At 47.7% G+C, this 5,035-nt stretch carries 3 protein-coding genes; 1 reads left to right on the forward strand and 2 read right to left on the reverse strand.

Going from position 1 to position 5,035, the window contains the following annotated elements:
• Nucleotides 1-441 precede the first annotated feature (441 nt).
• On the forward strand, nucleotides 442-1,314 hold the full coding sequence (locus GX441_10620) for a prolyl oligopeptidase family serine peptidase (protein ID NLI99097.1): 873 nt from the start codon (nucleotides 442-444) through the stop codon (nucleotides 1,312-1,314).
• 10 nt (nucleotides 1,315-1,324) lie between these two features.
• Here GX441_10620 and GX441_10625 read toward each other — a convergent pair whose 3' ends face one another.
• Nucleotides 1,325-2,302 carry a hypothetical protein gene (locus GX441_10625; protein NLI99098.1) on the reverse strand — a complete coding sequence of 326 codons (978 nt, stop codon included), beginning with the start codon at nucleotides 2,300-2,302 and terminating at the stop codon, nucleotides 1,325-1,327.
• Entirely contained in the window at nucleotides 2,299-4,578 is a 2,280-nt protein-coding gene (locus tag GX441_10630; GenBank protein NLI99099.1) for a TonB-dependent receptor, read from the reverse strand. The genes GX441_10625 and GX441_10630 overlap by 4 nt, the downstream gene beginning before the upstream one ends.
• Nucleotides 4,579-5,035 lie beyond the last annotated feature (457 nt).

Raw genomic sequence — 5,035 nt, forward strand, 5'->3', positions numbered from 1 at the left:
AGGCCTCATCGGGCCAAATCCCTCTCCCGAAGGGAGAAGGATACTAAGCCGTCATTGCGAACCTTCGAAGAAGGTGTGGCAATCTCATAGCACAAAGTTAAAAACAAACGGCTCTGTGCCGTAAAATCAAGATACTGCTATGAGATTGCCGCGTCCTAACGCCTTCGGCGTTTCTCCTCGCAATGACGTTGGAGTTCGTGACGCTTTTCATCAAACGGGACTCCATTTCTCGAATACTGACTAACCATCACAGAAATTTTGTCCAGCTTTTGTCTATCTTTTGACCACCTTCTGACCATCTTTTGTCCATCTTCTGACCAGCTTTCCCACCCCAAGAAATCGCTTCGCAATTTCTCGGGGACCCCTATTGTTTGATTCAGGGTTAACTGATTGACATACTCGAATTAGATGCTATAATTCTTCATAAATGGAGGACTTAGGATGTTGAAAAGGATTATTATTACAATTCTGGCGATTTGCGGTTGGGTGGTGCTTAAGGCGGACGAGAATGGAAGTTTCGAATTTCAGGGACTTAAGAGGACGTACATCGTCCATACACCGCCCAATTACAACGGCAGGGAGCGCATGGCATTGATAATCAACATGCACGGTTTCGCAGCTAACGCAAAAACGCATGTTAGAATGTCGCAGATGAATCCGAAGGCGGACTCCGAGGGCTTCATCATCGTGTACCCGAACGGAACCGGCTGGCCTAAAAGATGGAACGCCGGCTACTTACGAATCTGGAACGAAAAGAAAAAAATCGACGACGTGGCTTTTATCAACACTTTGATCGATACCATGATTGCAACCTACGCAATAGATACGCTTAGAATCTACGCTGCAGGCTTTTCCAACGGCGGCATGATGGCGCACAGACTAGGCTGCGAACTGTCTCATAGGATCGCGGCCATAGCCAGCGTATCTGGTGAACTTATGGTCAAGGACTGCGAACCTTCGAGGCCGATGCCGGTCATTCACATTCACCCAAGACACGATCCCGTGCTGCCTTACTACGGCGATAAGAGGATGTATCCCCTGCCTCCAATCGATTCGGTCATGCTGCGCTGGGTAAGACTGGATTCGTGCAACGCAGGGCCCGATTCTTTAAGAATCAAATCTGGAGCACTTAGCCAAGTGTGGACTAATTCGAGTACAGGCGTCGAGGTCGTGCTTTGGACAGTGGAGAACGGCAATCATGCCTGGCCCGGAGGCGAAGGTATTGCCTTGCCTACGGTCAATAGGCCTTCGAAAGAGATAAATGCTAACGATTTGATTTGGGAGTTCTTTCTCTGTCACCCAATGGCTAAGTGATATTCAAATTTTATCTTAAAGGGTTTTTGATGGGTGGGATTGAATCAAAGATTGAATCATTGAACACATACCGCTTAGAGTAAATGACTGTTTTTGACCCGAACACGCCCCATGCGCCTTCAATATGCATGTAGTCTTCCTTGTTTATATCCTGGTTCCAAGAATTGTATCCGTAGTAAATGTAGTCGTAAATGTTTGTATCCAGGGCTTCTACGTGCAACTCTATCGAATCTATACCCATGTCATAATAAAAGATATATCCAAGCGGAATCTCTCTTTCTGAAGAATCGAATAGTTGATAACCTTTTACAGAGGTGGTATCGTAGACTGAATCAATAGTGTCTTTCCAGATATATTTCCATCCCCAAGCTAAGCCGCTGACCTGATAGCCTTTAGCGCCGTCTGATGATGACCATCTCAGCGTATCAAGCCACGTAACTGTATCCTTTGACGGAGCCGTTATATTGAAGCTCTTCGGGAATCTTGTCCGGGCCTCTAATGATTTCCCATCCGGATACTTTGTTGTAAGTTTCCATGAATCATTAGGCGAGAAGACGAGGTTGGAATCGGTTGCGTAGTAGCCTATTGATTTTGGCAATTCTTTGGTTTCGTAACTACTACTCGAATGTTCAAGTTTAACATATGCTCCGCTTACACCATTCCAGGGAAAGTGGATAATGGGATACACCACAAAGGTATCTTCATACCAGAACGTATCCATAATGGTATCTATTCTTAAAGTATCGCTTATGGAAGCAGTGAGACCTATCATCACGGTTGCGGATTTAAGGTCTGTCGAGAGTACCGCGTATATATTGGGTTCTCCCTCGTAGTTCTCGGGCGTGTTGCAGGAGATAGAGAACAGAGCTAAAACTGTAATGGTGAATACAGTTACGGGTGCCGGGATGGGACGGGTGTTGCGGGATGCGTTGCGGGAGGTGTTACGGGGAATGTTACGGGAAGTGTTACGGGAAGTGTTGCGGGTCAAAATGTTCCCCTTATGCCGAAGCTCGGGACAGGAAAGGGTAGCATGTAGAAGGGTTCCCTGCGAGTTATCCCGGTCTCATAGTCAAAGTAGTAATTGTAGTAGAGGACATTCTTTGCAGCGTATACGTTCAACACCTGCAGATAAAACTGGCAATCGTACTTTTTGAACAACTTGAAACTCTTGGCGAACCCGGCATCAAGGCGATGGTATGGAGGGTAGCGCACTCCGCCTCTTCTGCCTGAGATTGGCTGCCAGCTTATATTTCCATACTCGTCCACGTACTGATACCATCCGATTTGTCCGGTAAATGGAAATCCTGATGAGAACACCCATGCCGATGTCAAATCCCAGCCCTTGCCGAGAGGTAAGGCAAAGGAGAGGTTGAGATTATGCCTGGTATCATGCACTGGATAGAACCAGTCCGAATCCCCGAACTTATATTTTGTTACAGAAAACGAATACCCGACCCAGGAGGAGGCGTATTTTGCAAGAAACTCAACGCCGTAAGAGTAACCCTTGCCGAGGGTGATTGAACCAGTATCAGGGAAAGGCCCGATATCAGAAAAAAGATTTGCTTCCCGCAGGTTCTCCAAATCCTTGTAGTACAGTTCAAGTGAAAGGTCGATATTCTTAGGCAGTTTGTATTCGGCGCCCAGAGTGAACAGCATTGACTGAAGCGGAGGGTATCTGCTGTCTGCAGGAACCCACTGCTGGAAGAACTGTATAGGCATCTTAAGCATCATCTCGTCTCGGGGATACGGAATGTAGAGATATTGATTGTAAAGGCCTGCTCCCGCTTTGATTGCAAGATCGGCAAGCGGCCGGTACTTGACCCCAAGCCGAGGGTTGATGCGGAAGTAGTTGCCGTTCGAAAAGTATTCTCCCCGCAGCCCCGCCTCAAAAACCCACCAGGGCAAGGGTTCCCACTTGTCCTGAATGTAGAATGCGGCAAGAGCGAACGTATCGCGTTTGTTGAACCAAATGGTATCAAGGTCCTCCCAGTAGTTGGCGGTCTCCACAGCCTTCGCCTCTAAACCGTATTCCATGGAATGCTCCGGCGCTGGAAACCAGGATAATCCCCAGCGGACGCTAAGTTCTCCAATTGATGAGTTCAGAAGAAACTCGCTCGAATCTTCTTTTATGAATGTTTTCACGCGGTAGCGGGTTACGTTAAATGCGAGAATTGAGAAAAGCTTCGGCGTAAAAACGTACCGCCAGCGTAAACCGAGTATCCCGTTGCCCCAGTTGAAATCCAGCCTGTTTGAGTCCGAACCCATTAATTCGCCTATTTTAAGAACATCGTCGCCGAAAAATCCCGAAAGTGTAAAACGTGAACGGTCGCTCGCATCCCAGTTTACCTTTGCCTGCAGATCGTAAAAATGATAAGGCAGGTAGATATGCATGTAAGATGTTTCTGGTATAAAGAGCTTGTCAATAGTCCAGGTAACGGCATCTATATAAGTCCTTCGACCGGACACAAGCCACGAGCCCTTTAGACCGAATGGAAGCGGACCCTCGATAACGGCTTTTGAAGTCAGAAGTCCCACGTCGGCGTAACCGGTTATTTTTTCGCTGTTTCCGGCCTTCATCTCGACGTCCAGCACGGACGATATCGCCCCGCCGTAACGGGCGGGGAACCCGCCCGTATAGAGTTCCGCGCCTTTAAGAGCCTCGAGGATGAAGGTCGAGTAGAAGCCAAGCAGATGATACGGGTTGTAAACGGTAACGCCATCGAGGAGTATGAGATTCTGATCCATCGTTCCGCCGCGGATATAAAGTGCTGAAGAGTAATCGGATATAGAGACAACACCGGGCAGCATGGTGAGCGAACGGAACAAATCCTGCTCAACGAAGCCGGGAACCTGCTTTATCTTCTGCATATCCATCCTCTTGACTCCTACATCCACCTCATGTTCAAAACGTTCTCTTTCTCCTGTTACTTCGACCTGTCCAAGCTGCAAAGGTTCGTATTTTAAAGCGAAATCACGGCGTATGTTGCGGCCAGCCTCAACAATTATCTCAACCCTCTCCTCTTTGTAGCCTATCATAGAGCAGATAAGCGTGTACTTTCCTGGCTTGATGCCTGTAATGACATAGTATCCATCCTTATTAGAAGTGGCGCCAAGGCTGCCGTCTTCAAGATAGACGTTCACGTAACTCATGAATTCACCGGAAGATGCCTCGCGAACAAAACCGGAAACCACGCCGTATGTTGCACCCCAGATTAGTTCAGGAGCCAGTAGAATACTCACAAAAGCCACATATTTACGCAGCATGAATTGAGTTTACACATAGAGAGGTAACTTGTCAATCGTAGCACGAATCAGGCAATTCGTATGCCGAAGCGAGGTCCCTTTTTATGGATAGTCAAAGAGCCACCGGGGGTGGCATTGGCCGAACGAGCGCTGGTAGCGCATGCGTTCGGCTTTGAGTCTACAGCTTCGGCGAGTAAGAGATGTTACTTCGGGGTCCCCGCAAAGCTACGAAGTAGATTTGCGGGGCAAAAAAAGCTGGTCAGAAGGTGGTCAAAAGATAGACAAAAGCTGGACAAAATTTCTGTGATGGTTAGTCAGGATTCGAGAAATGGAGTCCCGTTTGATGAAAAGCGTCACGAACTCCAACGTCATTGCGAGGAGAAACGCCGAAGGCGTTAGGACGCGGCAATCTCATGGCAGTATCTTGATTTTACGGCACAGAGCCGTTTGTTTTTAACTTTGTGCTATGAGATTGCCG

Source organism: bacterium, assembly GCA_012517375.1.
In the GTDB taxonomy this organism is placed as follows: Bacteria; Hydrothermota; Tepidihabitantia; order B3-TA06; family B3-TA06; genus JAAYVC01.

Bases quoted from the DNA above. Each gene is read 5' to 3' on its own strand.
- GX441_10620 (NLI99097.1), top strand. From the start codon at position 442: ATGTTGAAAAGGATTATTATTACAATTCTGGCGATTTGCGGTTGGGTG.
- GX441_10630 (NLI99099.1), bottom strand. From the start codon at position 4,578: ATGCTGCGTAAATATGTGGCTTTTGTGAGTATTCTACTGGCTCCTGAA.